Source organism: Streptomonospora halophila (assembly GCF_039542725.1).
In the GTDB taxonomy this organism is placed as follows: domain Bacteria; phylum Actinomycetota; class Actinomycetes; order Streptosporangiales; family Streptosporangiaceae; genus Streptomonospora; species Streptomonospora halophila.
Genome location: NZ_BAABIK010000001.1, coordinates 138,930 through 161,835, shown reverse-complemented (window position 1 = coordinate 161,835; position 22,906 = coordinate 138,930). Strand labels below are relative to the sequence as shown.

20 protein-coding genes and 2 pseudogenes are annotated in these 22,906 nt (G+C 73.4%); 14 read left to right on the top strand and 8 right to left on the bottom strand.

Annotated features, from left to right (window positions below):
- Positions 1-141 precede the first annotated feature (141 nt).
- Positions 142-726, top strand: coding sequence for a TetR/AcrR family transcriptional regulator (locus ABEA15_RS00710; RefSeq protein ID WP_345554991.1), 585 nt, complete (start codon positions 142-144; stop codon positions 724-726).
- Between the two features lie 77 nt (positions 727-803).
- On the opposite strand, the gene ABEA15_RS00705 is transcribed toward ABEA15_RS00710, so the two are convergent.
- Positions 804-1,727, bottom strand: coding sequence for an RNA polymerase sigma-70 factor (locus tag ABEA15_RS00705; protein WP_345554990.1), 924 nt, complete (start codon positions 1,725-1,727; stop codon positions 804-806).
- A 153-nt stretch (positions 1,728-1,880) separates the two neighbouring features.
- On the opposite strand from ABEA15_RS00705, the gene ABEA15_RS00700 reads away from it, so the two are divergent.
- Positions 1,881-2,264, top strand: a complete 384-nt coding sequence (locus ABEA15_RS00700; RefSeq protein ID WP_345554988.1) for a DoxX family protein — start codon at positions 1,881-1,883, stop codon at positions 2,262-2,264.
- 68 nt (positions 2,265-2,332) lie between these two features.
- Here ABEA15_RS00700 and ABEA15_RS00695 read toward each other — a convergent pair whose 3' ends face one another.
- The gene (locus tag ABEA15_RS00695; protein ID WP_345554987.1) at positions 2,333-3,316 is read right to left on the bottom strand and encodes an ABC transporter substrate-binding protein; all 984 of its coding nucleotides are present in this window, start codon (positions 3,314-3,316) and stop codon (positions 2,333-2,335) included.
- Between the two features lie 176 nt (positions 3,317-3,492).
- On the opposite strand from ABEA15_RS00695, the gene ABEA15_RS00690 reads away from it, so the two are divergent.
- The 3 genes and pseudogenes from ABEA15_RS00690 (at position 3,493) to ABEA15_RS00685 (ending at position 6,598) form a co-directional block, all read left to right on the top strand.
- Positions 3,493-4,392: a siderophore-interacting protein gene (locus tag ABEA15_RS00690; protein ID WP_345554986.1), complete on the top strand. Its 900-nt coding sequence runs from the start codon at positions 3,493-3,495 to the stop codon at positions 4,390-4,392.
- Positions 4,393-4,479: 87 nt separating this feature from the next.
- Positions 4,480-4,660 (top strand): annotated as a pseudogene (locus ABEA15_RS25600) (IS982 family transposase); the annotation flags it as partial.
- Between the two features lie 444 nt (positions 4,661-5,104).
- Positions 5,105-6,598, top strand: a complete 1,494-nt coding sequence (locus tag ABEA15_RS00685) for a SulP family inorganic anion transporter (protein WP_345554985.1) — start codon at positions 5,105-5,107, stop codon at positions 6,596-6,598.
- 56 nt (positions 6,599-6,654) lie between these two features.
- On the opposite strand, the gene ABEA15_RS00680 is transcribed toward ABEA15_RS00685, so the two are convergent.
- Positions 6,655-7,647, bottom strand: a complete 993-nt coding sequence (locus ABEA15_RS00680; RefSeq protein ID WP_345554984.1) for a sugar-binding transcriptional regulator — start codon at positions 7,645-7,647, stop codon at positions 6,655-6,657.
- Positions 7,648-7,777: 130 nt separating this feature from the next.
- On the opposite strand from ABEA15_RS00680, the gene ABEA15_RS00675 reads away from it, so the two are divergent.
- Together ABEA15_RS00675 and ABEA15_RS00670 are read left to right on the top strand one after the other, a co-directional pair.
- Complete coding sequence (locus ABEA15_RS00675) at positions 7,778-9,082, top strand: MFS transporter (RefSeq protein WP_345554983.1); 1,305 nt, start codon at positions 7,778-7,780, stop codon at positions 9,080-9,082.
- A gap of 70 nt (positions 9,083-9,152) precedes the next feature.
- Positions 9,153-10,598 carry a sulfatase family protein gene (locus tag ABEA15_RS00670; RefSeq protein WP_345554982.1) on the top strand — a complete coding sequence of 482 codons (1,446 nt, stop codon included), beginning with the start codon at positions 9,153-9,155 and terminating at the stop codon, positions 10,596-10,598.
- 91 nt (positions 10,599-10,689) lie between these two features.
- Here the strand turns inward: ABEA15_RS00670 and ABEA15_RS00665 are convergent, their stop codons facing one another.
- Positions 10,690-11,511, bottom strand: coding sequence for an SAM-dependent methyltransferase (locus ABEA15_RS00665; protein ID WP_345554981.1), 822 nt, complete (start codon positions 11,509-11,511; stop codon positions 10,690-10,692).
- Positions 11,512-11,687: 176 nt separating this feature from the next.
- On the opposite strand from ABEA15_RS00665, the pseudogene ABEA15_RS00660 reads away from it, so the two are divergent.
- The 4 genes and pseudogenes from ABEA15_RS00660 to ABEA15_RS00645 all read left to right on the top strand — a co-directional run.
- Positions 11,688-11,923 (top strand): annotated as a pseudogene (locus ABEA15_RS00660) (30S ribosomal protein S14); the annotation flags it as partial.
- Positions 11,924-12,367: 444 nt separating this feature from the next.
- Positions 12,368-13,789 carry a GntP family permease gene (locus ABEA15_RS00655; protein ID WP_345554980.1) on the top strand — a complete coding sequence of 474 codons (1,422 nt, stop codon included), beginning with the start codon at positions 12,368-12,370 and terminating at the stop codon, positions 13,787-13,789.
- Positions 13,790-13,859: 70 nt separating this feature from the next.
- A complete protein-coding gene (locus ABEA15_RS00650; RefSeq protein ID WP_345554979.1) occupies positions 13,860-15,035 on the top strand; it encodes a CaiB/BaiF CoA transferase family protein in 1,176 nt (391 codons plus the stop codon).
- Positions 15,036-15,820: 785 nt separating this feature from the next.
- Positions 15,821-16,786 (top strand): LysR family transcriptional regulator, encoded by a 966-nt coding sequence (locus ABEA15_RS00645; protein WP_345554978.1) that lies wholly within the window; start codon positions 15,821-15,823, stop codon positions 16,784-16,786.
- A gap of 49 nt (positions 16,787-16,835) precedes the next feature.
- On the opposite strand, the gene ABEA15_RS00640 is transcribed toward ABEA15_RS00645, so the two are convergent.
- Entirely contained in the window at positions 16,836-17,198 is a 363-nt protein-coding gene (locus ABEA15_RS00640; protein ID WP_345554977.1) for a hypothetical protein, read from the bottom strand.
- Between the two features lie 430 nt (positions 17,199-17,628).
- On the opposite strand from ABEA15_RS00640, the gene ABEA15_RS00635 reads away from it, so the two are divergent.
- Complete coding sequence (locus ABEA15_RS00635; RefSeq protein ID WP_344140177.1) at positions 17,629-17,946, top strand: ArsR/SmtB family transcription factor; 318 nt, start codon at positions 17,629-17,631, stop codon at positions 17,944-17,946.
- 62 nt (positions 17,947-18,008) lie between these two features.
- On the opposite strand, the gene ABEA15_RS00630 is transcribed toward ABEA15_RS00635, so the two are convergent.
- A complete protein-coding gene (locus tag ABEA15_RS00630) occupies positions 18,009-18,422 on the bottom strand; it encodes an arsenate reductase ArsC (RefSeq protein ID WP_344140179.1) in 414 nt (137 codons plus the stop codon).
- A gap of 152 nt (positions 18,423-18,574) precedes the next feature.
- On the opposite strand from ABEA15_RS00630, the gene arsB reads away from it, so the two are divergent.
- Positions 18,575-19,687, top strand: a complete 1,113-nt coding sequence (arsB, locus tag ABEA15_RS00625; RefSeq protein ID WP_345554976.1) for an ACR3 family arsenite efflux transporter — start codon at positions 18,575-18,577, stop codon at positions 19,685-19,687.
- A gap of 27 nt (positions 19,688-19,714) precedes the next feature.
- Here the strand turns inward: arsB and ABEA15_RS00620 are convergent, their stop codons facing one another.
- Complete coding sequence (locus tag ABEA15_RS00620; RefSeq protein ID WP_345554975.1) at positions 19,715-20,350, bottom strand: TetR/AcrR family transcriptional regulator; 636 nt, start codon at positions 20,348-20,350, stop codon at positions 19,715-19,717.
- Positions 20,351-20,509: 159 nt separating this feature from the next.
- Between ABEA15_RS00620 and ABEA15_RS00615 the strand changes: the two genes are divergently transcribed.
- Entirely contained in the window at positions 20,510-21,190 is a 681-nt protein-coding gene (locus ABEA15_RS00615) for a sulfotransferase family protein (protein WP_345554974.1), read from the top strand.
- Between the two features lie 105 nt (positions 21,191-21,295).
- On the opposite strand, the gene ABEA15_RS00610 is transcribed toward ABEA15_RS00615, so the two are convergent.
- Positions 21,296-22,834, bottom strand: a complete 1,539-nt coding sequence (locus ABEA15_RS00610; RefSeq protein WP_345554973.1) for a serine hydrolase domain-containing protein — start codon at positions 22,832-22,834, stop codon at positions 21,296-21,298.
- Positions 22,835-22,906: the final 72 nt, after the last annotated feature.

The following is a 22,906-nucleotide window of genomic DNA, read 5'->3' as shown; positions in this document are numbered from 1 at the left end:
CCCCCGGTCCGGAAAGGGAGCTTCCGCAGCGGTCAGTCGGACCATCGGCGTGTCCGCTCCTCACATTCGCTGGGGCAGTCGACATGAGCAGCGTCAACGCTCGACCATGACGAGCGTTGCAGACACCGAGGAGGCGCACAGATGAGCGGGAGCGGCCCGCAGGCGCGCAGGCGGATCGTGGCCGGCGCGGCCGACATGATCAGCCGGCGCGGGCTCAACGCCACGAGCATCCGCGAGACGGCCAAGCACGCCGAGGCGCCGCTCGGCTCGACCTACCACTACTTCCCGGACGGCAAGGAGCAACTGGCCGCCGAAGCCGTGCGCTACGCCGGGGAGCGGGTGGCCCGCCGGCTGGGCTGGGAACTGCGCGCGGGCCCGGTCGCCGGTCTGGAGGCGTTCCTCGCGCTGTGGCGCACGGTCCTCCTCGAATCCGGCTTCCGCGCCGGCTGCCCGGTACTCGCCGTCTCCGTCGAGGAGCCCCCGTCCAATGAGGCGCCCGCTCCCCTGGCGGCCGCCGCCGAGGCCTTCGACTCGTGGGAGGAACTGCTGTCCGCCTCGCTGCGCGAGCACGGCGCCCCGCCCGAGCAGAGCGACCAGACCGCGGCGCTCGTCGTCGCCGCCGTGGAGGGCGCCGTGGTCATGTGCCGCGCGAAGCGCAGCACACTGCCCCTCGACCGGGTCGCGGAGCGGCTCCACGCGCTGGTGAGCGGCGCACTCAGCGGCTGAGCCGGCCGGCGGCGGCCTCCCGGCTCCCGGCGGGCTCGGGCGCCTTGGGCGCTCCGGCCCGGCGGCGCGCCCCTTCCTCAGCGGCTCACCGCGGTCTCCCGCTCGATGCGGGACAGCTTCTCCGGATTGCGGACGGTGTAGATCGCGGTGATCCGGTTGTCCTCGACCCGCAGGCTCATGACGCTGTCGATCCTGCCGTCCAGCAGGAGCGCGAGGGCCGGCCGGCCGTTGACGTGGACGGGGGCGACCGTCAACGCGGCGCCGACCCGGTCCAGGCCGACCTTCAGCACGCGGGCGACCTGGTCGGCTCCCGTGATCGGCCGCGGCAGCGCCTGCTTGACCCCGCCGCCGTCGGCCAGGGCGACGACGTCCGGCGCGAGCAGGTCGACCAGCCCCTGGAGGTCGCCGGTCTCGACGGCGCGCTGGAAGGCCGCGGTCACGGTTCGCGTCTCCTCCGGCGATGCGGCGCCGCGGGGGCGGCGCGCGGCGACGTGGGAACGGGCCCGGTGGGCGATCTGGCGTACCGCGGGCCCGCTCTTTCCAAGGGCCTGCGCGATCTCGCCGTAGCCGAAGTCGAACACCTCGCGCAGCACGAACACCGCCCGCTCGGTCGGCGTCAGCGTCTCCAGCACCAGCAGCATCGCCGTCGATATGCTCTCGGCCAACTCGACGTCCTCGGCCACGTCGGGCGCGGTCAGCAGCGGTTCGGGCAGCCAGGGGCCGACGTAGGTCTCCCTGCGCCTGCCGAGGGTGCGCAGCCGGGTGAGCGCCTGCCGGGTGGTGATTCTCACCAGGTACGCGCGCCGGTCGCGCACTTCGGCGAGGTCGACGCCGACCCACCGCAGCCAGGTCTCCTGGAGGACGTCCTCGGCGTCGGCGGCCGAGCCGAGCATTTCGTAGGCGACGGTGAAGAGCAGGTTGCGGTGGGCCACGAACGCCGCCGTCGCGGGGTCCGCGCCGTCGTCCCTGTCCGTCCCGCGGTCCGGGCCTGAGCGGTTCATGCCGTGCTCCTGTCGCTTCTCGTGAGCGTGTCCGCCCACGAGACGCCGGCCCCCGCGGTTCTGTGACACCGCATCGGGGCGGTGTCACAAGTATCGGGTCGCGGGCGTCCTATGCGCGAACGGATACGCCCCATCCCCTGTCCAGGAGACCTGATGGATTTCGCGCTGTGGATCGTCGCCGGACTGCTGGCCCTCGCCTTCGGGGCCGGCGGTGCGGGCAAGATCGTCGTTCCCAAGGAGAAGATCACCGCGATCAAGACCGGCCGGTGGGCCGAGGACTGGAGCCCCCGCGCCATCAAGGCGATCGGCGCTCTGGAGCTCCTCGCGGCGGCGGGTCTGATCCTGCCCGCCGCACTCGGCGTCATGCCGGTCCTGGTACCGCTGGCCGCCGTCGGCCTCGTGCTGGTCATGCTCGGCGCGATCGTCGTGCACGCGCGCCGCGGCGAGAACGGGCAGATCCTGGTGAACCTGGCCTACCTCGCCCTGGCGGCCTTCGTGGCGTGGGGCCGGTTCGGACCGGAGGCCTTCATCGGCTGACGCGTTCGGAGCGGTCCGGACCGGGGCGGGCCGGGGCGGGGCGGCCCGCGGACGCCGCCCCGGTCCGGCTACGCGTCCGCCCCGCCCGCCACGTCCGCCAGGTGCGGGCGCAGTGCCTCCAACGCGTGCGGGATCGACAGCGGCGTCGGGGTGTTGAGCGCGACGATCGTGGGGTAGTCCAGGACGGCGACCGTACCGGGAAGCTCGTCGAACCCGGGGATGTCGCCCAGTTCGCCCTCGTCGCCGCCGTTGACGAGGAAGGCCACGAAGTCGGCGCGCAGCAGGTCGGAGCGCTCGGTGCTCACGCCGATCCGCGCGTCGCCGGTCTCCTCTCCCCTGCGCTTGACCTGCGGGTACATCCGCATGCCCAGGTCGTGGAAGAACGTGCTCGACCCGTCCTGCTCGTCGGCGACGATGTACAGCTTGTCGCCGACGACGTACTGGGCGAGTGCGAACGTCCGGCCCTTCAGCTGCGGCATGTCCGCCGCGGCCGCCTCGACCTCGTCCTGGACCGACGCGACGACCTCGTCGGCCGCCGCGGGCTCGTCGAGGACCTTGCCGGCGATGCCGACCAGGTCCGCCCAGGGCATGACCTGGCGCTCGTCGAGTGAGGCGATCGTGGGGGCGATGCGCGAGAGCAGCCGGTAGCTCTTGCGGTCGGGGATCGTGTAAGTGCCGACGATCAGGTCCGGTTCGAGCGCGGCGATCCGCTCGATCGGAAGCCCGTCCGCGACCGACAGCGACTCGGCGTCCCCGGAGAAATCCTGCCAGGGGACGCCCGATTCGGGCATCGCCGTGTCGGCCGGATAACCGACCGGTTCGACGCCCATGGAGAGCATGACGTCGGTCCACTGCAGGTCGAGGGTGACGACGCGCTTGGGCACCGCTTCGACGGTGGTGGTGTCGAACCGGTGCTCCACCTCGACCGGTTCGGGCAGGGAGGGCCCGTCGGCGGAGGGCTCGGAGTCAGGGGCGCCGCACGCGGCGGCACCGAGCACGAGGGCGGCCGCGAGCGCGATCGGGCGGACGAGGCTACGGGGGACGATTTTCATGAGGTGAGGCTAACCTCAGCCGATCGCCCTGTAAACCGCCGACCCCCCGCCGTGGCCTGGGCCGTTCAGTCCGCACACCCCACCGGCGCCGCCCCCGCCCGCGTCCGACACTCCCTTGAAGACCGCATTGGGGTTCATTTAGGTTAATCTAACCTAAGCGACTTGGAGGGCGTGTCATGACCTCGGTGCGGGAGGAGATCCGGCGGCTCAGCAAGCAGGGACAACCGTTCAACTGCCGGGTGCGGGTCGAGTCGGTCGCCGCGGTCTCCGACGGCTTCACCCGGGTCGCGGTCGTCGGCGACGAGCTGGCCGGCTACCGCGACGCGCTGCCGGCCGACGCCTTCAAGCTCCTGCTCCCTCCGGAGGGCCGCGGCGGCGTGGAGTTCCCGGAGCGGGGCGGGGACGGGCTGCCGTACTGGCCGCCGGACGCCCGGCCGCCGGTGTTCCGCGCGTTCACCGTCCGCCGCTTCGACCCCGGCAGCCGGCGGATCACCTTCGACGTCCTGCGCCACGACGGGTTCACCCGGCGGTGGCTGGACAGCGCCGCCGTCGGCGACACGATCGGCCTGGCCGGGATGCGCCGCGAGTTCCACGCCGGCACCGGCGTCGACCACCACCTGCTGATCGGCGACGCGAGCGCCCTGCCCGCGATCGCGGCGATCACCGAGTCGCTGCCGCCGCGGGTACCGGCCTCGGTCTACCTCGCGGCCGGACACGCCTCCGACCGGGACCTGCTGCGGCCGCGCGCGAACGTCACCGTGCACTGGGTGGCGGGCGGCTCGCCCACCGGCTCCGGATCGCCGCTGGAGCGGGCCGTACGCGACGGCGGGCGGACCGGCGGGCGCGTCCAGGCCTGGCTCGCCGCCGAAGCGGGGGTCATGCGCGAGGTGCGGCGCCTCCTCCTCGGTGAGCTCGGTGTCGGGCGCACCGACCTGCACTCCGCCGCCTACTGGAAGTCGGGCCTGGACGGCACGCGGCTGGACGGGGTGGGCCTGCGGCGCTACCAGCAGGAGGTGGCCGCCGGCGCCGACCCGGCGGACCCCGACACCCGCGACACCGTCGAACTCGACTACTAGATCGTTGGCGGAGGCTTGCCGAACCGGCTGCGGACGTGGCGAAGGGCGCCCATGCTCGAGCTCTGAACGCGAACCTGGACGCCCCGGCTGCGCCGGCGCATCGAGGCCGTCATCCGGACGCCGAAGAGCCGGCTCGGGCTGCAACGCCACGCCGCCCGCACCACTGCGGGCCTGTGGGCGCGGGTGTGCCGGCGCATCTGCGCGCTCAACGCGGCGATCCCGCACAACCGCCTGATCGGCGCCCCCGGTCAAGCGGTCCCTGATCGCTTGTGTCCCTCGGCCCCGGGCGCCCGACAACTCCCATCGACGATCCAGCCGTCCGGCCACCGCCCCGCTCACTCGGCCCCCGCTCCCCCGTTTCCCCGCGCCGACCGCCGGCGGCGGCCTCCGGCGCGCCAGCCGACCGGCGGGGATGTGGGCAGGCTCTCGTACGCGGCGAGTGATCATGACACTCACGTAACTGTAGGCTTGTGGCGCGCCGAGCCCTCCGCGGCTCGCGCCCCTCTTCGCCTCGACACCCTGGACCGCGGACCGCGGCGACGGCGCCGCTCCCGCGGTCGTCTCGCGCGCCCGTACGGCCGCGCGAAGGCACCGAGGCGCCGCGTTCCCATCCCAGGTATCCGCCCGCCGCGCGCCGCGGCGTGTCCGGGCCGCAGGCACAGCGCCCGCGGCCGGCCGCGCCGCGGACGCGACCCACGACGAGATTGGCTTCATGACCGCCCAGCAGACCCGACCCCGCCCGCGCCTTCCGCTCCCGTCCCTGTCCGTCTCGCGACTGCGCACCGAGGTCCTGGCCGGCCTCGTCGTCGCCCTGGCCCTGATCCCCGAGGCGATCTCCTTCTCGATCATCGCCGGCGTCGACCCCCGCATCGGGCTGTTCGCGTCCTTCACCATGGCGGTCTCCATCGCCTTCCTCGGCGGGCGCCCGGCCATGATCTCGGCGGCCACCGGGGCCATGGCGCTGGTCGTGGCGCCGCTGGCACGCGAGCACGGCGTCGACCACCTCCTGGCCGCCACCATCCTGGCCGGGCTCTTCCAGGTGGTCCTGGGCCTGGCGGGCGTGGCCAAACTGATGCGGTTCGTGCCGCCCAGCGTCATGACCGGGTTCGTCAACGCCCTGGCCATCCTCATCTTCCTGGCTCAGGTGCCGCACTTCGCGGGCGAGGGCTGGCCGGTCTACGCGCTCATCGCGGCCGGGCTGGCGATCATCTTCGTGCTGCCGCGGCTGACCACGGCGGTGCCGGCGCCGCTGGTGGCCATCATCGTGCTCACCGGCGTGACCGTGGCCTCCGGCCTCGCGGTGCCCACGGTCGGCGACATGGGGAAGCTGCCCGAGAGCATGCCGGTGCCGCTGCTGCCCGATGTCCCGCTCACCTGGGAGACGCTGAAGGTCATCGCGCCCTACTCCGCGACGCTGGCGCTGGTGGGGCTGATGGAGTCGCTGATGACCGCCAAGCTGGTCGACGACATCACCGAGACCCGCTCGGCCAAGGGCCGCGAGGCCCGCGGCCAGGGCTGGGCCAACATCATCACCGGCTTCTTCGGCGGTATGGCCTCCTGCGCGATGATCGGCCAGACCATGATCAACGTGCGCTCGGGCGCCCGCACCCGGTTGTCCACGTTCCTGGCCGGAGCCTTCCTGCTCGTCCTGGTGGTGGCGCTGGGCGACGTCGTCGCCGTCATCCCCATGGCGGCCCTGGTCGCCGTGATGATCTTCGTGTCGATCGCCACCATGGACTGGCACAGCATCGCCCCCGCCACCCTGCGGCGCATGCCCTGGACCGAGACCGCGATCATGGTGGTCACCGTCGCGGTGGTGGTGGCCACGCACAACCTCGCCATCGGCGTGATCGTGGGCGTACTGGCCTCCACGGCGCTGTTCGCCCGCGGCGTGGCCCACCTCTCCGGGGTGACCAGCGTGCTCGACCCCGAGGGCGGGGTGCGGGTCTACTCCGTGCGCGGCGACCTCTTCTTCGCCTCCAGCAACGAGCTGACCGCCGAGTTCGACTACACCGAGGAGGGGGTGGACCGGGTCGTCGTCGACCTGTCCCGCGCGCACATGTGGGACTCCTCGGCGGTGGCGGCCCTGGACCACGCTGTCGACAAGTTCGCCAAGCACGGCATCACCGCCGAGATCACCGGGCTGAACATCCCCAGCGAGGAACTGCACAAGGACCTCTCCGGCAACCTCAGCGCCGCACACTGAGCCCCCGCCCCGCGTCCGCCGGCCGGTGGTCCCGGCCGGCGCCGGGGCGGCCTCCCTCAGGCGGTTTCGAGCAGGGCCGCCGCGAGCTCGCTGTCGACGACCAGCGTGTGCACGAGCCCGGCCCGGACCGCGGCGCGGGTGGCCTCTGCGCGGAAGGCGCCGTGGCTGGAGACGATGCGGTGCGGCACGGCCTGCAGCTCCTCGGCCGTGACACCGATGACCCGCTCGCTCAGCGAGGCGGCGACGATGCGGCCCGCGGTGTCGAAAAGGCGCCCGGAGATCTCGCCGCAGGCCCCGGCTGCCGCGATCTCCTCCTGCTCCTGCGGTGAGAGCAGGTCGTAGACGGCCGACGCCGAGGGGTGCCAGGCGCCCACCGACATCACGGCGAGGTCCAGCGATCGCGCCCGCTTGAGCACGTCGTCGATCTCGGGCTGGCGGAGCAGACCGCCGGCCGTCTCGGCGTCGGCGACGACCAGCGGCGCGTAGATGGTGTGGGCGTCGCCGCGGGCCACCTGCGCCAGCCGGCGGGTGATCTCGACCGAGCCCGGCACCCCCGCCGGCGGGTAGATGGCGCCGGCGAGCTGGACCACCGAGCACGGCCGCAGCTGCGCCAAGGCGTCGGCCATGGCGACGGTGGTGCTGCTCCAGGCGACCCCCAGCGCGTCTCCGGCCTTCACCGCCGCGGCCACCTCCTCGGCCAGGGCGCGGCCGACGTACTCCACGGCCATGTGCGGCGAGGACGGCGCCGAGGCGACCACCACGGCCTTGGCCAGCCCCAGGCGCTCCTGCAGGGCCGCGGCCAGCTCGCGGTCGCGGCTTCCGGGCGCGCCGATCTCGATCCGCACGAGCCCGTCGCGGCGGGCGTCCTGCAGCAGGCGCGCGACCTGGAAGCGGCTGAGCCCGAACGCCTTCGCGATGGCCACCTTGGACTCGTCGCGGTGGTAGTAGCGGCGGGCGATGGCGATCTGGACCGCGACGTCGTCGCCGGATTCCAGCGCCCTCGACTCGGTCTCGGAGAGGTCGCTGCCCCCGGTCGCCACGGCTTTCACTCCCTCACTCCGTCGCACGTGTTCCCTCCGCCAAATCTTGACACGGCCGACGGCGTCCATGAGCATGTGCTCTACATCATATCTCATGTGAGCGCACAAATCCGCTCATTTGAGCCTAGGAGTGTTGTACATGAGTCAGACCAAACCCCCCGCCAAGGCGAACACCACCGTCCGCGCCCTCGTCGCCTCCGCTTCGGGCTCGTTCCTGGAGTGGTACGACTTCTACCTGTTCGGCATCGCCGCGTCGCTGGTCTTCCCGCAGCTCTTCTTCCCCGACTCCTCCGAGACGGCCGGCATCCTGGAGTCCTTCGGCGTGTTCGCCGCCGGGTTCGTGATGCGCCCGATCGGCGCCGTGCTGTTCGGCCACTTCGGCGACCGGATCGGCCGGCGCCGCATGCTGCTGATCACGATCCTGCTGATGGGCGGCTGCACGTTCGTGATCGGCCTGCTCCCCACGCACGCCGCCATCGGCACTGCCGCGCCGCTGCTGCTGATGGTCCTGCGCCTCCTGCAGGGCCTCGGCATCGGCGGCGAGTTCGGCGGCGGCGCACTCGTCGCGCTGGAGAACGCGCCCACCGGCCGGCGCGGCGTCATGGGCAGCGTCCACCAGATGGGCACCCCGTGCGGTCTGCTGGTGGCCACCGGCGTCTTCTCGCTGGTGCAGCTGCTACCCGAGCCCGACCTGCACAGCTGGGGCTGGCGGGTTCCGTTCCTGCTCGGCGGCCTGTTCCTCGCCGTCGCCTACTACATCCGCCGGAACCTGTCCGAGACCGAGGTCTTCCGCGGCGAGGCCGACCGCCCCCGCCCCCTGCCGGTGCTGTCGCTGCTGCGCGAGCACCCGAAGAACACGCTGCTGGCGGTCGGCGCCCGGATGGCCGACGCGGTGACCTTCAACGTAATCAACGTGTTCGGCATCGCCTACGCGACCACCCATCTCGGCCTGAGCGGGGCGATGATGCTGAACGGCTTCACCATCGCCGCGGCGGTGGAGATCGCCACGATCCCCGTCATCGGCCACATATCAGACCGGATCGGCCGGCGACCGGTCTACATGTTCGGCATCGCCGTCTGCCTGGTCACCGCGGTCGCCTACTTCCCGCTGCTGGCGACCGGCAACACGCTGATCGTCTGGGCCACCATCGTCGTCGCGCTGGCCGTGGGCACCGGCTGCATGTTCGCCATCCAGGGCACGCTGTTCGCCGAGATGTTCGGCACCCGCACGCGCTACACCGGGCTCGGCGTGGTCTACCAGTCCTCCGCGCTCATCGGCGGAGCCCCCACGCCCGCGATCGCGACCGCGCTGGCGGCGGCGTTCGGCCAGTCCTACTGGCCCGTCGCGGTCTACATGGGCGCGATGTGCCTGCTGAGCCTCGTCTGCGTCGGCCTCGCGGCCGAGACCCACCGCAGCGGACTGGTCGCCACCGCCGCCCGATGACCCCGCACCCGCACCGCACGCACGGCCGCCGCGGCGGCCGCCCACGCGCAACCGAAAGGCCCGGAAACGCATGAGCAGCGACGAGACCCGTCCCAACATCGTCTTCGTGATCACCGACCAGCAGCGGTTCGACACCGTCGCCGCGCTCGGCCACGGCCACGTCGACACCCCCAACCTCGACCGCCTGGTACGGGAGGGGACGGCGTTCACCGCCACCTATGTCACCGCGCCCTCCTGCTCGCCCTCGCGGGCGAGCCTGTTCACCGGCGTCTACCCGCACTCGCTGGGCGTCCTGCGCAACGAGGAGCATTGGCGGCACTCGTGGGTGGAGACCGTCGCCGACTCGGGCTACCGCTGCGTCAACGTCGGCAAGATGCACACCCACCCCTGGGAGACACCGCTGGGCTTCCACGAGCGCACCGTCGTGGAGAACAAGGACCGCGACCACCCCAGCGTTCCGTTCTTCCACGACCAGCTCGACAAGGCCTTCTGGATCCGCGGCGAGACCAAGCCGACCCGCACCACCTACCGCGAACGGGCCGACTACCGCGAGCGCCTGGGCGCCTTCGAATGGGAGCTCGACGAGGACATGCACCCCGACGTCTTCGTCGGCGGCAACGCCGTGTGGTGGCTGGACACCTACCCCGGCGACGAGCCGTTCTTCCTGCAAATCGGGTTCCCCGGACCGCACCCGCCCTACGACCCGGTGCCGCGCCACCTCGACGCCTACCGCGACCGCGACATGCCGCGCCCCCTGCGAAGCGACGAGGACCTCGCCGCCCAGCCGGAGGCGCTCGGGCGCCTCCGGCGCGAGCACCAGGAGGTCGACCACGACGCGGTCGTGCATCTGCCCGAGCCCACGGCCGAGCAGTCGCTCCGCCAGCGGCGGCACTACCACGCGAACGTGACCATGATCGACGAGCAGCTCGGCCTGCTCCTCGACGCGCTCGAACGGCGCGGGGTACTGGAGGACACCGTCATCGTCTTCACCTCCGACCACGGCGACTGCCTCGGCGACCACGGCCACAGCCAGAAGTGGACCATGTACGAGGGCAGCGTGCGGGTGCCCGCGGTCGTGTGGGGGCCGGGCCGGGTGCAGGCCGGCCGGCGGGTCGACGGCCTCACCTCGATGATGGACCTGGGACCCACGGTCCTGGAGCTGGCCGGGATCGCCCCGCCCGCGTGGATGGAGGCGCGGTCGCTGCTCCCGGCGCTGCGGGGAGAGGAGTGGTCCGGGCGCGAACTCGTCTTCTCCGAGCACGCGCGGGACCACATCCTCAAGGGCACCGAGCTGATGACGATGGTGCGCGACGCACGCTGGAAGCTCGTGGAGTTCGTCGACTCCGAGGAGGGGCAGCTCTTCGACCTCGCCGTCGACCCCGGCGAGGCGGTCGACCTGTGGGACTCGCCCTCCGCGGAGCCGGCGGCGGCCAAGCGGCGGCTGCGCCGCGAGGTGGCCCGCTGGCGGGCGCACAGCGCCCTGCACACCGCGGACATGCACCGCGATCACCGGTGAGGAGCCGGCGGTAGGCGGCGCGGAGCGGGCCGGCGCGCACGGACGAAGGGCGGGGGCCGCCGCGCCCCGCTCCGGCCGCGCGCCCGGCGCGTCAGGGCTTGCGGCCGACCCCGGCCAGGGACGGCGCGTCGGAGTCGGTCCCCACCTCCGTGGGGTCGGGGCGCCACCGCGGGCAGGGCACCAGGCCCGGCTCCACGATCTCCAGGCCGTCGAAGAGCGACGCGATCCACTCCGGGCTGCGGTGCCGGTAGGGCAGCGGCGCGTTGGCGTTGTACTCCTCCAGCGCGGCCAGCACACCCGGGTCGGTGTCGGTGCCGTCCCACAGCGCGAGGTAGCTGCCGCTGGGCAGGGCCTCGACGAGGGTGCGGATGATCCGCGGCACCTCGTCGGCGTCGATGTGGCCCAGGACGCCCATCAGCACCAGGGCGATCGGCCGGTCGAAGTCGAGGCGCCCGCGGACCGCGGCGACGATGGATTCGGGGTCGCGGATGTCGGCGTGGATGTAGTCGGTCGTGCCCTCGGTCGTCCCGACGAGCAGGGCGTTGGCGTGTGCCAGCACCAGCGGGTCGTTGTCGACGTAGACGACGGTCGACTCGGGCGCGTGGGCCTGGGCGACCTCGTGTGTGTTGTTGGCGGTGGGCATACCCGTCCCCAGGTCGAGGAACTGGCGGATGCCGGCCTCGCGGGCGAGGTAGGTGACCGCGCGCATGAGGAAGCCGCGGCCCTGGCGGGCGAAGGCGGGCACCTGGGGGAAGCGCTGGAGGAACTGGTCGCCGGCCTCGCGGTCGGCGGCGTAGTTGTCCTTGCCGCCCAGCCAGTAGTTCCAGACCCGGGCGGAGTGCGGGACTGAGGTGTCGATGGAGGTGGGGGCCGAGCCGTGCTCGGGTTCTGGCGAGGGGGTGTCGGCGTTCATCGGTCCTTCCCGGGGGTGGCAGGCGCGTGAGGCGGGCGTGCCCCGATGTCGGGGGGCGGGGGTCGGGGTCCGAAATATCCGCCACACGGCGTATTCGGGCCCTCATCCTATGAGCAGGCGGCAACCGCCGGGCCCATCCCGGGCCCCCTCGCGGCGACCGCTTCCGGCCGCCGGCGCTGCCCCCGGCCGACCGGAGGGCCGATCGGCGCGGTCAGCGGCTTGCCCGCCCGTTGCGCGCGCCGTTGAACGGCGCGAAGGGACCCGCCCGCGACGCCGGCGCAACCCGCACCCGCACCCGCACCCGGGACGCGGTGGACGGCGCCCCCGAGGCCGCCTGGGCCGGTTCGGGCTCTCCCGGATCCGCTTCCGCGCCATGGCCCACCGCGGCGAACCTCCCGGAGTGGCCGCGTCGGGCGGTCGGCGCCGCCCGGTCGGCGCCGACCGCCCGGGCGGCCTCGGCCAGGAGCCCATGGCCGCGAGCACGGCCGGCCATCCGGCTCCGCTCCCCTGCGGGCACCGGCTGCACCGAGGCCACCTGCAAGAAGGGGCGCGCCCCGTCGGCGAGGTATAAGCACGGCTTATGCGGGCCTCGCAATCCGACGTCTACCGCAATTCGCCCAGCTCGTGTTGCATGGCCGGGTCTGTGTCGCGGCCCACAGGGCGGGGGTGCGGTGTTGCGCGCCCGCCTGCGCGCCCGCCGGCTCCGACTGTCTGCGGTCGACCCCCGCCGCCCCCGTCGGAGCCGGAGCGGGAGCCGCGTATATCCGGCGGTCCCGCGCCCCGCGCGGGACCGCCGGGTGCGTTCGCGACCGGATTCTGGAACCCCCTCTCCAGGGACCGAAACGGAAACGAGTCGATGACTGACACCTTGATCGTGCTGCACACCGCGATTGCGATCCTCGGGGTGGTGCTGCTGATTCTCGCGGCAGGCGTCGAACCGGTGATCGCGCTGGTCATCGGTTCGATCTACCTGGGGCTGGCCGCCGGCCTCGGCTTCGAGGACACGATGACCACCGTCGCCGGAGGCTTCGGCGACATCATGACCGAGGTCGGGCTGCTGATCGGCTTCGGCGTTCTGCTGGGGTCGCTGCTGTTCTCCATGGGCGCACTGCAGAAGCTCGTGGAGCTGCTGCTGCGGGCGCTGGGCCCCACACGCCTGCCCTACGCGCTCAGCGCCGTACTGAGCACGGTCTTCCCGTCGATCTACGTCGACGTGCAACTGGTACTCGCCGCGCCGCTGGCGCGCTCCGCCGCCCCCCGCCTGGGCCGCCACGGCATCGCGATGATGGGCGGCGCGCTGACCGCGGGCATCCTGGTCGGCTACGTCTTCGTGGTGCCCGGACTGGGCACCGTGTCGATCGCGGGCCTGCTGAACCTGCCGCTGGGCACCATGCTGCTGTACGGGCTGGGCGTCGGCCTGCCCACCGCCGTCATCACCACGTTCCTCTACGGGCGGCTGCTGCGGCTGGGCTTCTGGAGCACCGAGAAGGACGAGGTCGCCGCTGCGGCGGCCGACGAGCGCGAGGCGGCCGCGGTCGCCGGCGCGAGCGGAGGCGGCGGCGGTGGCGGGAGCGCCGGAGACGAGGACGACGCCGCGGAGGCCCCGGCCGAGTCGCCGCGCACCCCTCCCCTGCCGGTCTCCCTGCTGCCCATCCTGGTGCCGCTGGTCATGATCGCCGCCGGCGCCGTCGCCGAAGCCGCCGGCATGGCCTCGCCCGCGATCTCCTTCTTCGGCGACCCCGCCTTCGCCCTCTTCATCGGGCTGCTCGGCGCCTACCTGCTCGCGCGGCTGACCCTCGGCGGCGAGCGCACCAACTCCGCGCTGCAGGACGGCCTGAACACCACCGGTCAGATCCTGCTCGTCACGGGTGTCGGCGGCTCGCTGGGCGCCGTGATCGGCGAGACGGGCCTGGAGGGCGTCCTCGCCGGCCTCTTCTCCGCCGAGTCGGGCACTCCGGCACTCGTCGCCGTGCTCCTGGCCTGGGCGATCGCCGCCGTCCTGCACCTCGCCATCGGATCGATCTCGGTCGCCGCCATCACCGCGGCGGGGATCCTGGCCCCGATCATGGGCAGCCTGGACCTTCCCCCGCAGGTGCTGGGACTGGCCATCGGCTCCGGCGCCCTGTTCGCGCTGCAGGTCAACAGCAACTTCTTCTGGATGTTCCAGTCGCTGCTGGGTGTCACCACCCGGGGCACGCTCAAGGCGCTGACCTTCGTGACCGCCCTGGCGTCGGTGGTCTCCCTGGTCATCGTGTGCGCGATCGGCCTCGTCGTCTGAACGGCCGACGCAGGCCCTTTCGCCCACCCCCGCAGACCGCGTCCACCGCCCACCACACGGAGGAGGGACCATGCAGCCGCTTCGCGGAGTGACCGTCGTGTCCTTGGAGCAGGCCATCGCCGCTCCCTACGCCAGCCGCCAACTGGCCGACCTCGGCGCGCGCGTCATCAAGGTCGAGCGGCCGGGAGCGGGCGACTTCGCACGCGGCTACGACTCGCGGGTGAACGGCATGAGCTCCCACTTCGTGTGGACCAACCGCAGCAAGGAGTCCCTGACGCTCGACTTCAAGGACCCCCGCGGCATGGCGGTGCTGCGCCGCCTGCTCGCCACCGCCGACGTGTTCATCCAGAACCTGGCGCCCGGGGCCGCCGACCGCGCCGGCCTCGGCGCCGAGCGCCTGCGGGCCGAGCACCCGCGGCTCGTCGTCTGCGACATCTCCGGCTACGGCTCGCCGGGGCCCTACGAGACGATGAAGGCCTACGACCTCATGGTGCAGAGCGAGGCCGGGCTGCTCGCGGTCACCGGCAGCGGCGAGGACGCGGCCAAGGTGGGCATCTCCGTCTCCGACATCGCCGCCGGCATGTACGCCTACAGCTCGGTCCTGGCCGCCCTGCTGGAGCGCGAGCACACGGGGACGGGCGCCCACCTGGACGTGTCGATGCTGGAGGCCACCGCCGAGTGGATGGGCTTCCCGCTCTACTACACCTACGGCGGCGGCGCACCGCCGCCGCGCGCCGGCGCGTCGCACGCCACGATCTACCCCTACGGCCCGTTCGAGTCCCGCGACGATCAGGTCGTCATGATGAGCATCCAGAACGAGCGCGAGTGGCGGGCGTTCTGCGCGGGCTTCTTGGAGCGGCCCGACCTCGCGGACGACCCCGCCTACGCCACCAACTCCGCCCGCAGCGGGAACCGCGGCACGCTGGGCCCTCTGATCTCCGCGCGCTTCGCCGAACTGACCGGAGAGGAGGCCGTCGAGCGGCTCGCCGCGATCCCGGTGGCCCACGCCCGCGTCAACGGCCTCGCCGAGGTGTGGGAGCACCCGCAGCTGGCCGCGCGCGGGCGCTGGCACGGAGTGGACACTCCGGCGGGCCGGGTGCCGGCCTTGGCGCCACCCGGTCCCGTCGACCCCGAGCCCCGCATGGACCCCGTGCCCGGTCTGGGCGAGCACACCGACGCCGTCCTCACCGAGCTGGGGCTGCCGGCCGGCGAGATCGCCGACCTGCGATCCGCAGGGATCGTGTGACCGCGGCGGCGACCGGAGGCCTCGCGCCGAGGCGGTGACCCGGCCGTTCGCCCCCGCCTCGCGCCCGGACCCCTTCGCCGCGGCCGTGGGCGGCTAGCCGGCGCCGCCGTCGTCGACCCGGAGGACAGCGCGGCCGAGGGCGGCGAGGCCGCCGCCCGCCCGGCGCTGCGTTGCGGGGGACCGGCCGCGCACCGCGACGGCCGGCCGTCGCGGTGCGCGTCAACGCGCGCTCCACCGCCGACGTCGCCGAGGACGCCGCACCGTGCCGCGCACTCGGACCGGCGGCCGTTGGTCCTGCCCGAGACCGCCTCCGCCGCCGACGTACGCGCCGCGGCCGGGGAGACGCGGGCGCCGGTCCTGCCGCTCGCCGAGTCCGCCCGGGGCCTGGTCTGCCTGAAGGGGATCGCCGCCGCGCCCGAGACCGTGCGGCTGCCTGTTCGGCGGCGCGCTCCCCGCCTCCTCCGGTCGGCGGCGTCACCACCGCTGTGCGCGGCCCGGGGCCGCCGGGCGCGCGGCCGCCCGCGCGCCGGCGGGGTTGTCGGCGGCAAGCTGTGCATCCGTCCCGCCCGGAGCCCGCACGTGGAACACGGCCTTCGCACCCGGCCCGGCCGAGCTGGAGTGGGCCCGCGGTGTCCTCGGCGGGGCGGCCGAGGGGGCCGCCCAGCAGGCCGGTGAGATGATCGACCGGCCGGTCGTGGAGCGCGCCCGCCGCATCCCGGCGTACGCCGAACGCGCGGATCGGGGGCGCGGTCGGCGCGCGGAGACGGAAGGGCAGGGAGCAGCCGGTGGACATCGCCCATCTGCGGGACTTCATCACCGTCATCGACAGCGGGAGCTTCACCGGCGCCGCGGCGGCGCTGTTCGTCTCCCAGCCCGCCGTCAGCCAGCGCATCACCCAGATGGAGAGCGAGCTGGGGGTGCGGCTGGTCGAGCGCGGGCCCCGCGGGGTGGTGCCCACGCCCGCGGGCCGGAGCCTCTACCGCGACGCCCAGCAGCTCGTGCGCCGGTTCGACCGGCTCGCCGAGGACGTCGCCGACGACCCGCACAGCATCCGCGGCCCGGTGGCCGTCGGGCTGCCGACCACCGCCGCCGTCCACCTGGCGCCCGCGCTGTTCTCCTGGGCGCGGCGGCACTACCCCGGCATCCACCTTCAACTGTTCGAGTCGATGAGCGGCTACATACAGGAGCTGCTGAGGGCCGGCCGGCTCGACATCGCCGTCCTCTTCCGCGACGACGACGCGCCGCGCCCCGGCGAGACGGTGCTGTACTCCGAAGACCTGCACCTGGTCGGCCGGGCGGGGTGCGCACCGGCGGAGCCGGGCGCCGAGACGGCCGAGATCCCGCTGGCGGAGCTGCGCGACGTGCCGCTGGTGGTCCCGGGCAGGCGCAGCAACCTGCGGGTGCTCGTCGACCGGGTCTTCGCCGAGCTCGGGACGGCGCCGACGATCGCCGCGGACGTGGAGTCGCTGGGGACGATGGTGCGTATCGCCGAAGGCGGCGAGGCCTGCGCCGTGCTGCCGGTCTCCAGCGCCGATGCGCTGGGGCGCTCACCCGGCCTCGTGGTCCGCAGGATCGTGGATCCGGTCGTCGGCCGCTACGTCGCGGTGTGCACGGCCCAGGACCACTACGAGCCGCCGCACGCCGTGGCCGCCGTCCGCCACGGCATCGTGGAGGTGACCGCCCGGCTCGCCCGCGAGGGCACCTGGCCGGGCATCCGGCCCGCCCCCGGCCCCGGGCCGTCCCACCGCTGAAGCCGCGCCGTGCGGCCGGGACCGGCGCGGCTTCTCCGGCGGGCTGCGCTCACTCGCCGATCGGGATCGTCATCATCGCGACGGCAACGGCGGTGAAGACCACGGCGTAGGCCGCGATCATACCGAGCCGCAGCCAGGTGTAGGCGCGGCGGTGCGGAAAGCACCAGACCGCGATCACCGGGACCAGGCTGCAGAGGGCGGTGATCGCGGCGGCGTTGTAGTGCTGCTCGGCGCGCGGGCAGCCGCCCGGAGAGCACGGGTCGAACGCCATGATCCCGAAGACCATGAGGAAGAGGAGCAGAAAGGACCCGGGAACGGCCAGCAGGGTCAGGACCACGGGCGCGATCCACCAGTGCGGACTGTGCCGGTCGCCGTGGGCCTGCTGCGGGGAAGGGAGCTGCGCAGGAGTCATGCCCCGATTCCAGCGCATCGCCGGGCCCGGGGGCGTGAGTGGCCGTACTCAGGTCCGGGGTGCCGGGCGGGCTCGGACCGGGGGGCGAACGACCTCGGGTTGAACGAGACCGCGCGCCTTTACGGCGTAGATTTCTTGCGCGACCGGTCGGCCGTCGCCCGTCGGCCCCCGTGAGGGGCCCTCATCCGGATGCCGGCCCACCGCCGTTTCGCCGGCGGGGGTTGTCCACGGCCCCTTCGGTTCTCGTCCCCTGCGTCGAAGGCGCCGTCCCGGCCCCGGCCCGGTGCCAGGACCGGGTGCGCAGCCTGCTGCATCAGGGCGTGGACGCGGCCGAGACCGCCTTCGGCGAGCTCTCCCCCACCGACGTGGCCGGGCACACCGGATCCGGCCCGAGATTGACGGTCCCGGTCGGCCGTGGTGATATCGAAACATGCTGATGTCACCGGAGGACGCGGTCGCCGAGGCCGCCGTCGGCCTGTTCGGCGACCCGCTGCGGGCCCGGATCGTGCGGCTGCTCGCCACCGAGCAGATGTGCACGTGCCATCTGATCGAGCAGACCGGCGCCCGGCAGACGACCGTCAGCCACCACCTCCGGCTGCTGCGCCGGGCCGGGCTCGTCGAGACCGAGCCCCGCGGGCGCTACACCTACTACCGCCTGCGCCCCGAGGCGGTGGCCGAGGCCGCCGACGGCCTGCGCGAGCTGGCCGCCCAGGCGGCCGGCGCCCGGGACCGCTACCGCCCGTGCTGAGGTCCCCGAGCGATCCGCGCGCGCGAGCGTCCGCCTGAGCGCGACCTCCCGCCTGCCCGCCGTCACCCCCGAGCGGGCACGCCCAGCTCGGCCAGCAGCGCCTCGATCCGGCGGCGGATCTCGTCGCGGACCGGGCGGACCTCCTCCAGGGGCCGGCCGGCGGGGTCGTCCAACTCCCAGTCCAAATAGCGCTTGCCGGGGAAGATCGGGCAGGTGTCGCCGCAGCCCATGGTGACCACGACGTCGCTGGCCTCCACCGCGTCGGCGGTCAGCACCTTGGGCTGCTCGGCGGTGATGTCGATGCCGAGTTCGGCCATGGCCTCTACCGCGACCGGGTTGACCGACTCGGCGGGCTCGGACCCGGCGGAGCGGACCTCGACCCGCCCCTTTGCGAGGTGGCCGAGGAGTCCGGCCGCCATCTGCGAGCGACCGGCGTTGTGCACGCAGACGAAGAGCACACTCGGTTTGCCTGACACGGGACCCGCCTTTCCGGACCGAACTGCAGCGGCATGCGGCGGGGCCCGCGAGCGGCCGCCGCCCTCCGAACTTATCAGCTGAAGTTGATATCAGCTTGCTTCGATGTAATGTGGCTCCCGCCGACACAGCGCCGCCCAGGAGGAGAGTCAGCATGACCCGACCGGACACGGGAGCCGCGCCGCCCGGTACGGCCGAAGCCCGCCGGCTGTCGACCCTGGACCGCTACCTGCCGGTGTGGATCGGGCTGGCCATGGCCGCCGGCCTCCTGCTGGGGCGCTGGGTCCCCGGGCTGCAGGGCGCACTGGAGGCGGTCGAGGCGGGCGGCGTCTCCGTGCCGATCGCCGTCGGCCTGCTGGTGATGATGTACCCCGTTCTCGCCAAGGTCCGCTACGACCGCCTGGGCACCGTCACCCGCGACACCCGGCTGGTGGCCTGGTCGCTGGTGCTCAACTGGCTGGTGGGTCCGGCGGTGATGTTCGCGCTGGCCTGGATCTTCTTGGCCGACCTGCCCGCGTTCCGCACCGGGCTGATCATCGTCGGCCTGGCCCGCTGCATCGCGATGGTCGTGATCTGGAACGACCTGGCGTGCGGCGACCGCGAGGCCGCGGCCGTCCTGGTCGCCCTCAACTCGGTGTTCCAGGTGCTGGCCTTCGGCCTGCTCGGCTGGTTCTACCTGGAGGCGCTGCCGGGATGGCTGGGGCTGGACACCAGCGGCATCGACGTCTCCGCCTGGGAGATCGCCATGATGGTGCTGGTCTTCCTCGGCATCCCGCTGGCCGCCGGCTACCTCACCCGCACCCTCGGCGAGCGCACCAAGGGGCGGACCTGGTACGAGCAGCGGTTCCTGCCCCGCATCGGCCCCTTCGCCCTGTACGGCCTCCTGTTCACCATCGTCGTGCTGTTCGCCCTGCAGGGCGAGGCCATCACCTCCAGCCCGGTGGACGTGGCGCGCATCGCCCTGCCGCTGCTCGTCTACTTCGTGCTGATGTGGGGGCTGTCCATGCTGCTGGGACGGGCGGTGCGGCTGCCCTACGCGCGTTCGGCCACCCTGGCCTTCACCGCCGCCGGCAACAACTTCGAACTGGCCATCGCCGTGGCCGTGGGGGTCTTCGGCATCACCTCCGGCCAGGCGCTGGCGGGCGTCGTCGGCCCGCTGGTCGAGGTGCCCGCCCTGGTCGGGCTCGTCTACGTCTCCCTGTGGGCACGGCGGTTCTTCCCCGCACCCGCGCCCGAGCCCGTCGCAGCGGACGCCGACCGCGCCTGACCGGAACACGGCCGCCGCAGCTTCCGGTCACTCCCCGGCCCGGTCCGCACGCTCCCCGCCGAGGACCCGCATCGCCACCGGCCGCCCGGGGAGCGCGGGGCCGCTGCCCGGGCGCAGGCCGGCGACGGCGACGGCGAGGGCGCGCTCGATGAACTCCGGGACGTGCTCCTCGGCCAGCGCAGGCAGCGGGCGCGCGAGGGCCATGATCATCAGCATGATCTCGTCGGCCGCGACGTCGGAGCGGACCTGGCCGTGCCGCTGCGCCGCGGCGACCAGGTCGCCGACGGCCGCGGCGACCTCATCGCGGGCCCGGCTCAGCTCCGGGTCGGTGCCCAGGTCGGGGAACATGGGCAGCAGCATCGGCATCAGGACGCCGGCCCGCAGCGCCGCCGCCGTCTCGACGAAGGTGCGCCAGGCTCCGGCGGGGTCGTCGGCGATGGCGTCCCGGGCGCGGCGCGCCGCCCGGCACATGGAGTCCACCCCGTCCAGCACGATGGCGCGCACCAGCGCCGACCGGTCGGGGAAGTTGCGGTACAGCGTCGCGATGCTGACACCCGCCCGCTGAGCGACCGCATCCAGCGCGGCGTCGGCGCCCCGCTCGATGAACACCTCCCGCGCCGCACGCAGCAGCTCCTCGCGGTTGCGCCGCGCGTCGATTCTCACCGCTCACCTCCACTCGGTGCCGTGCCCCACGACGCCTTGCCGTGACCGCAGCCTAACCGTAGGCTGACTCTACGGATTTCCGTAGGCCTATCCTACGGTTAGCGGCGGGCGGAATCGAGAATCCGCCGATTCCCCGAGACGGCAGGGAAAGGAACGCAATTGCTGAAGGTCATCGGAGCCGGGCTGCCGCGCACGGGCACCAGTTCGCTCAAGGCCGCCTTGGAGCGCCTCGGGTTCGGCCCCTGCTACCACATGTTCGAGCTGATGAGCCACCCCGAGCACATCGAAAGGTGGAAGCCCGTCCTGCAGGACGGGCCGACCGACTGGGACGGCGTGTTCGAGGGGTACAAGGCGGCAGTGGACTTCCCCGCCTCGATCTACTGGCAGGAGCTGAGCCGGACGTACCCGGACGCGAAGATCATCCTCACCGTGCGCGACCCGAGACGCTGGCACGAGAGCGTCCGCAACGCCTTCCCCGACCCGTCCCGGCTCGACGCGGAGGGCCTCCCCGAGCCGATGCGGGGCATGGCCGACTTCCTGCCGGCGTTGACGGAGGCGGCCCAGGAGCGGCTGGAGCTGGGCTGGGCACCGAGCCTCACCTTGACCGAGGACGAGGCGGTGGAGGTGTTCAACACCCACACCGAGCAGGTCCGCGCGGCGGCGCCGGCCGACCGCCTCCTGGTGTTCTCCGCCCGCGACGGCTGGGGGCCGCTGTGCGACTTCCTCGGCGTCGACGCTCCGGACGAGCCGTTCCCCCACCTCAACGACACCGAGACGATGCAGCGCATGTTCGCCGCCATGCAGGAGTCGCAGACGGTGGTCAGCCCCTTCGACACCTGAGGCGCGCCAAGCGCCCGAAGCGCTCCGCTACGGGCGGCTGCCGCCGCGACCTCGACGGTTGGCGGTCCCCGCCGCCGACCGCGGTCGGCGGCGGGATTCGAGCCCCTACCAGCGCCTCGACCGCACGAGGGCGGTGACGCGTGCGGCGGCGATCGCCAGGCAGGTGAAAGCGGCGAATGCGAGGAAGGACAACTCGGCCGGGATCGCGTAGAAGCGCTGCAGCCAGGTGCCGTCCCGCCCGCCCAGCAGAAAGTCGACGGCGGGCTGGAAGGCGGCCAGCAGGGCCGCCGGGACGAGGTAGACGAGCAGCCGGGCGGCGGCCCGCCACAGCGGGCGCCGCCGGCGGCGCTGCGCCCAGGCGCCGCTGCGCAGCAGTCCGCGGACGCCCAGCGCTGCCGTGGCCACCGTGAGAGCGCCGAATACGGCGTCGACCTTCCACAGCGACGACCCGCCTTCCGGGGGCGTGCGGCCCTCGGCCAGCGCCAGCAGGCCCTCGGCGAGGCCCCACGCGTCCTCCTCGGTCAGCGCGATCCCGGTGTTGAGCAGCACCGCGACGCCGTAGCCGGTTTCGGGCACCAGGAACTGGTAGGAGGAGTAGGTGGACAGGGCGCCGCCGTGCCAGATCTGCGGCAGGCGGGCGCGGTCGCCCTCCTCGGGTTCGCGCCGCATCCAGCCCAGCGCGTAGCGGCCGTCGCGAGAGGAGGGTGTGTGCATCTCGGCGACGCTCTCAGCGGACACCACGCGCTCGCCCGCGGCCGAGAGCCCGCCGCGCTGCTGCAGGACAAGCCAGCGCGCCATGTCCTCGGCTGTGGACACCATCCCGCCGGACCCGGCACTGAAGTGGTCGGGTTCGGGCACGGCGATGTCCGCCCCGTAGGCACGGACGAACCCGTCCTCCAGTCCCGGGCTCGGCGCCCCCGCCGTCTCCAGCGCGACGGTGTCGTCCATCCCCGCGGGAGCGAGCACCTTCCGGCTCATGTAGGCGCCGAACGGGCGCCCGCTGACCTCCTCCACCAGCCGCGCGGCGACGTGGTAATTGGGGTTGTGGTAGTTCCACTCGCTGCCGGGATCGGCGGAGAGCCCGGCAGCGCGCAGCCGCGCGACGGCCTCCTTCAGGGAGTCGGGCCGACGGGGGCGCGAGGCGTCGGGCAGCGTCTGGTCGGACATCCCCGAGCTCTGGTCGAGGAGGTGGCGGACGGTGATCCGCGCGCCGCGCGGATCGGCGATCCGAAACTCCGGCAGGTAGCGCCGCACCGGCCGGTCCAGCTCCACCTCGCCCGCCTCGACGAGCTGCATCACGGCCAGTGCGGTGAACGACTTGCTCAGCGAGGCGATCCGCATCGGCGAGTCGGCGGTCAGCGGCGCGCCGTCGGAGGCGCGACCGTAGCCGGCGGTGAGCACCGCCTCGTCCCCCTTGGTGACGGCGACGGCGGCCCCCGGCAGGCCGGTGCGCTCCACGTAGCGCTCGGCGAAGGCGTCCAGCCGCGCGGCACTCGTGCCGCCCTCCTGCGCGAGCGCGGCCGGACCGGGCGCCGCGAGCGCGGCCAGGGCGCACCCGGCGGCCGCGCCGACTGCGCGGCGGCGCGCTCCAGCCGGTGCCCGCCGGCGCGGCGGCCTCGGGCGGCGGGCTCGTGTGAACAGCATGGACTTTCCTCCCACGTGGTCCGGATGCGTGCCCGGAAACGCTAGGCAGCAGGCGGCCGGCCGCGCATCGTG

Bases quoted from the DNA above. Each gene is read 5' to 3' on its own strand.
- ABEA15_RS00710 (WP_345554991.1), top strand. From the start codon at position 142: ATGAGCGGGAGCGGCCCGCAGGCGCGCAGGCGGATCGTGGCCGGCGCG.
- ABEA15_RS00705 (WP_345554990.1), bottom strand. From the start codon at position 1,727: ATGAACCGCTCAGGCCCGGACCGCGGGACGGACAGGGACGACGGCGCG.
- ABEA15_RS00700 (WP_345554988.1), top strand. From the start codon at position 1,881: ATGGATTTCGCGCTGTGGATCGTCGCCGGACTGCTGGCCCTCGCCTTC.
- ABEA15_RS00695 (WP_345554987.1), bottom strand. From the start codon at position 3,316: ATGAAAATCGTCCCCCGTAGCCTCGTCCGCCCGATCGCGCTCGCGGCC.
- ABEA15_RS00690 (WP_345554986.1), top strand. From the start codon at position 3,493: ATGACCTCGGTGCGGGAGGAGATCCGGCGGCTCAGCAAGCAGGGACAA.
- ABEA15_RS00685 (WP_345554985.1), top strand. From the start codon at position 5,105: ATGACCGCCCAGCAGACCCGACCCCGCCCGCGCCTTCCGCTCCCGTCC.
- ABEA15_RS00675 (WP_345554983.1), top strand. From the start codon at position 7,778: ATGAGTCAGACCAAACCCCCCGCCAAGGCGAACACCACCGTCCGCGCC.
- ABEA15_RS00670 (WP_345554982.1), top strand. From the start codon at position 9,153: ATGAGCAGCGACGAGACCCGTCCCAACATCGTCTTCGTGATCACCGAC.
- ABEA15_RS00665 (WP_345554981.1), bottom strand. From the start codon at position 11,511: ATGAACGCCGACACCCCCTCGCCAGAACCCGAGCACGGCTCGGCCCCC.
- ABEA15_RS00655 (WP_345554980.1), top strand. From the start codon at position 12,368: ATGACTGACACCTTGATCGTGCTGCACACCGCGATTGCGATCCTCGGG.
- ABEA15_RS00650 (WP_345554979.1), top strand. From the start codon at position 13,860: ATGCAGCCGCTTCGCGGAGTGACCGTCGTGTCCTTGGAGCAGGCCATC.
- ABEA15_RS00640 (WP_345554977.1), bottom strand. From the start codon at position 17,198: ATGACTCCTGCGCAGCTCCCTTCCCCGCAGCAGGCCCACGGCGACCGG.
- ABEA15_RS00635 (WP_344140177.1), top strand. From the start codon at position 17,629: ATGCTGATGTCACCGGAGGACGCGGTCGCCGAGGCCGCCGTCGGCCTG.
- arsB (WP_345554976.1), top strand. From the start codon at position 18,575: ATGACCCGACCGGACACGGGAGCCGCGCCGCCCGGTACGGCCGAAGCC.
- ABEA15_RS00610 (WP_345554973.1), bottom strand. From the start codon at position 22,834: ATGCTGTTCACACGAGCCCGCCGCCCGAGGCCGCCGCGCCGGCGGGCA.